Source organism: Psychrosphaera sp. 1_MG-2023 (genome assembly GCF_030548245.1).
GTDB lineage: Bacteria > Pseudomonadota > Gammaproteobacteria > Enterobacterales > Alteromonadaceae > Psychrosphaera > Psychrosphaera algicola.
Window position 1 is genome coordinate 1 of the sequence record NZ_JAUORW010000042.1, and the last position, 3,279, is coordinate 3,279.

A 3,279-nucleotide genomic window follows, 5' to 3' on the forward strand; every position below is an offset into this window, starting at 1 on the left:
GGCGATAAACAGAGACAAAGATCTTAATGTTGTGAATAAAAAATTTGCAGAAATCTTTGCTCGTTATCTTAGCGTTATGAGCACTTCATGAAAATTTCGACATTGCTGTATTTATTCCTATTATCTGGATGTGCTGCGACCGATATCTCAAAATCAAATGTGGCTAGCGACATTGTTGGTAAATGCTATGAGTTCACTGAACAGGGTAAATTACTTAGAGTTGAAGGTTCAGATAAAGAGCGTGTAATGAAATTCACGTTATCATATTTGTTTTTGACTTCTGAAAGCCAGAATCATCACTTAAAGAATAATGACGGTGAACTAGTTACAAGTCTAGAACTCGGAACCAAGATCAAAATTACGAAAGTGATTGATTACCCATATGGTTCTGCTGGTCGATGTTGGGTGATAAAAGCAGAGTTGTTGGGCTTTGATACTAAAGGAGAGTCTGTAGAAATTCCTTCGTGTTGGGTATGGGACGAACCTATTTGGGTAACCCCTATGTCACCTTTCATGCAAGCTATTGATTCAAATGAACAACAAAAATTACGCATTGCAACATCAGTGCTAGCACCTAGTACGTGCTCATAACAAGTTACTCAAAAGGACGCAAAACGCTTGGCTTGCGCTCCTTCGTCGCTAATTTTAGCCAAGCATTTATGCGCCTATTAGTAAGGCGTTATGTTTCAAAGGAGTTGAGCATGAACAATGAGTATCAAAAAATAAAATTGTTAGGTGTTTTTTTATTACCTATTTTTCAATTTTCTTTAATATTGGATGGTTTTAGATTTTCTATATTTAAAGATATAACGTCATTTTATAATTTATTATATCCATATGTTTTAGTATCGTCGGTATTATTATTAACATTTGCTATATATAAAGAATCTTTTAGTGTCAGTACAAAAAGAACCATATCAACAACTGATAAAGTAATTAATTTTGTTGGTTGTTTTTATATTTTAATGAATATAGTTATTTCTATATTTATATTAACAGTATTTGAAACATAACAAGTCATTCAAGTAGGACAAAAAACAGTTGGCTTTGCTCCTACGTCGCTAATTTTAGCCAACAATTTTTTGCCTCTTAATGAGGCGTTAGCAGTCGATATGAAATTTCGCATAATTAGAAGTATTGAAGCATACATTGTTAAAGATCGTGTACCAACTGAGTACAGGAGCTTAGCGGCAGCTTGTGAATCTCAGTTTTCTGAAAAATGTACTTTGATTACTTTTCCACATAATAGAAAAGATGTGATAAAAAGTAACCTTACTGTAAAAGCATTAAAAAAGTTTGGCGAGCCGAGCCAAGATACTTTAATAGTTGTTGGGGGCTGTTTTTCATTAGAATCTGTAGAAATATTAAAAAAGTACAATGCAGTTTTTCTTGCTCTATCGGAGTTCTCGTGGACAGATGAGCGGCACACGTTAATAAAGGCAGGCGAACCTAAGTAAAGTCAACTGCTAACAAGCTGTTCAACAGGACAAATAACAGTTGGCTTTTGTTCGCTGCGCTCACTATTTTAGCCAACTGCAATTTGCCCGTTAACAGGGCGTTATGTGTAAGGGATACTATGCGTAAAATTCGAATTGTTTTGACAGCAATATTTTCCATTTTTTCAGCCGTAGGAATTGCCACTGTATTGCTAGGCAAAGCACCTGCCACTTCTTTAATAGTGGCTCTCGCTTATATTGTGACCACTATGGCACTTTATGATAAAGGTGGTAAACCGAGTAAGTTTGTTGCTTATTTTACTGGTTGTATTTTGTCTTTAGGTGTTATCGGTTCTATTTATGCTTTAATTCTGCCTTTAATCGGTGACAGCTTTGAGCCTTTACTATTTGTTTCTACTTTATTTATAGGGCTTATAGGTATAACAACCATTACTCATTTAAAAAGACAAACAAGGCTTGTGTAAACTTACACATAACAAGTCGTTAAAGCAGGACAAATAACAGTTGGCTTTTGCTCCTGCGTCGCTTATTTTAGCCAACATATTATTTGCCTCTTAACGAGGCGTTATGTTTCTATACTAATCTGTCCATCGCAACTTTATATACTTTTCCTTTGTCACGTTTTCCAACAGAAATGACTGTCACTGTAACCACTGAATCGTTCACTTCATAAACTAACCTATAGCCAGCTTGCCTCAATTTTATTTTGTAAAGTTCATTACCTCCAGACAATTTTGCGCTATCAATGTGTGGATTTTCTAGAATATCTACGAGCTTTTTCTTAAATTGAGCTTGAATAGTTGCCCCTAGTTTTTTCCATTCTTTTAGTGCTGACTTTTTAAATTCTAACTCATAACTCATTTAAGCTAACCTTTATGCTAGCTTCATTTTTACGTTGCTCAGCAATTGCTAATAGCTCTAGATCTTCCATGTGATCCATCATAAACTCATACGTGTCTGCTGGTATGCAGTAAAAGGCAGGTTCATTTCTATTTAAAACAGCAATGGCTTCACCATGTGCGCTTAAAGCAACCTTCATTGGATTAGCTTTTAATTCGCTTATACTTGCAGCAGCTTCAGTTAATATTCTAGTTGTCATACTATCACCAGTACTTTAAAGTGGTCGTTAATTAGGTTTAGTATAAGCGATGAAACATAACAAGTCATTAAAGAAGGACAAATAACAGTTGGCTATTTGTTCGTGCCTCACTTATTTTAGCCAACATATTATTTGCCTCTTAATGAGGCGTTAGCTGCCTAGGTCACTTATGAAGCATGTTTTAATATTATTAACCTTACTCGGAGTAATTTCGATGGCTCAAGCCGAAGATACATGGACTGTTGGTAAAATGAATATCAAGGGTAAACCTGTTATTTATAAATTTATGAGTCAGTTACCCGATATTACTATTCAAAAGAAGTTACCTTGGTTGACTGTAATATCATGGAAATATGATGGCTCAACTAATAACGGGATGCCTATTTCTTCTGAAAATGAGCAAATGATAACGTTAGAAGATGGCCTCGAAGAAATTCGTGGCGAAGAAAGCATTTATTTAGCTGCGTACACGGCAACAGGTAATGATTTAAAGGAATTTGTTTTTTATATTTCAGATAGGGAGGCTTTTATCGAAAGTTTAAATAAATCTCTATCTTCACACTCAAGTTACCCTATTGAAATTAATTTTTATAAAGATGAAGAGTGGTCTGATTTAACAAAGCTTTTAAAGGATTTTAAAGGCAGCTAACAACACGCCCTGAGGTGGACAGCAAGTATTAATACTCACTTTCCACCGCATATTTCAGAAGGGGTGAGCCCTTA

At 35.1% G+C, this 3,279-nt stretch carries 7 protein-coding genes; 5 read left to right on the forward strand and 2 right to left on the reverse strand.

Annotation, left to right across the window (positions count from 1 at the left end):
* Positions 1-87 precede the first annotated feature (87 nt).
* From Q4575_RS19500 to Q4575_RS19515, 4 genes are all read left to right on the forward strand, one after another.
* Entirely contained in the window at positions 88-591 is a 504-nt protein-coding gene (locus Q4575_RS19500) for a hypothetical protein (protein WP_303523920.1), read from the forward strand.
* Between the two features lie 110 nt (positions 592-701).
* A complete protein-coding gene (locus Q4575_RS19505) occupies positions 702-1,013 on the forward strand; it encodes a hypothetical protein (protein ID WP_303523921.1) in 312 nt (103 codons plus the stop codon).
* Between the two features lie 99 nt (positions 1,014-1,112).
* The gene (locus Q4575_RS19510) at positions 1,113-1,457 is read left to right on the forward strand and encodes a hypothetical protein (RefSeq protein ID WP_303523922.1); all 345 of its coding nucleotides are present in this window, start codon (positions 1,113-1,115) and stop codon (positions 1,455-1,457) included.
* 119 nt (positions 1,458-1,576) lie between these two features.
* Positions 1,577-1,921 (forward strand): hypothetical protein, encoded by a 345-nt coding sequence (locus Q4575_RS19515; protein ID WP_303523923.1) that lies wholly within the window; start codon positions 1,577-1,579, stop codon positions 1,919-1,921.
* 109 nt (positions 1,922-2,030) lie between these two features.
* Here the strand turns inward: Q4575_RS19515 and Q4575_RS19520 are convergent, their stop codons facing one another.
* Together Q4575_RS19520 and Q4575_RS19525 are read right to left on the reverse strand one after the other, a co-directional pair.
* Positions 2,031-2,318, reverse strand: a complete 288-nt coding sequence (locus Q4575_RS19520; protein WP_215961865.1) for a type II toxin-antitoxin system RelE/ParE family toxin — start codon at positions 2,316-2,318, stop codon at positions 2,031-2,033.
* Positions 2,308-2,556, reverse strand: coding sequence for a type II toxin-antitoxin system Phd/YefM family antitoxin (locus Q4575_RS19525; protein WP_101343117.1), 249 nt, complete (start codon positions 2,554-2,556; stop codon positions 2,308-2,310). Before Q4575_RS19525 ends, Q4575_RS19520 begins: the two co-directional genes overlap by 11 nt.
* Positions 2,557-2,770: 214 nt before the next feature.
* Here Q4575_RS19525 and Q4575_RS19530 point away from each other — a divergent pair, with 214 nt between their 5' ends.
* The gene (locus tag Q4575_RS19530) at positions 2,771-3,205 is read left to right on the forward strand and encodes a DUF695 domain-containing protein (protein WP_303523924.1); all 435 of its coding nucleotides are present in this window, start codon (positions 2,771-2,773) and stop codon (positions 3,203-3,205) included.
* Positions 3,206-3,279: the final 74 nt, after the last annotated feature.

Excerpts from the sequence above, each read along its gene's own strand:
- Q4575_RS19530 (WP_303523924.1), top strand. The coding sequence starts at position 2,771 with ATGGCTCAAGCCGAAGATACATGGACTGTTGGTAAAATGAATATCAAG.
- Q4575_RS19515 (WP_303523923.1), top strand. The coding sequence starts at position 1,577 with ATGCGTAAAATTCGAATTGTTTTGACAGCAATATTTTCCATTTTTTCA.
- Q4575_RS19520 (WP_215961865.1), bottom strand. The coding sequence starts at position 2,318 with ATGAGTTATGAGTTAGAATTTAAAAAGTCAGCACTAAAAGAATGGAAA.
- Q4575_RS19510 (WP_303523922.1), top strand. The coding sequence starts at position 1,113 with ATGAAATTTCGCATAATTAGAAGTATTGAAGCATACATTGTTAAAGAT.
- Q4575_RS19500 (WP_303523920.1), top strand. The coding sequence starts at position 88 with ATGAAAATTTCGACATTGCTGTATTTATTCCTATTATCTGGATGTGCT.
- Q4575_RS19505 (WP_303523921.1), top strand. The coding sequence starts at position 702 with ATGAACAATGAGTATCAAAAAATAAAATTGTTAGGTGTTTTTTTATTA.
- Q4575_RS19525 (WP_101343117.1), bottom strand. The coding sequence starts at position 2,556 with ATGACAACTAGAATATTAACTGAAGCTGCTGCAAGTATAAGCGAATTA.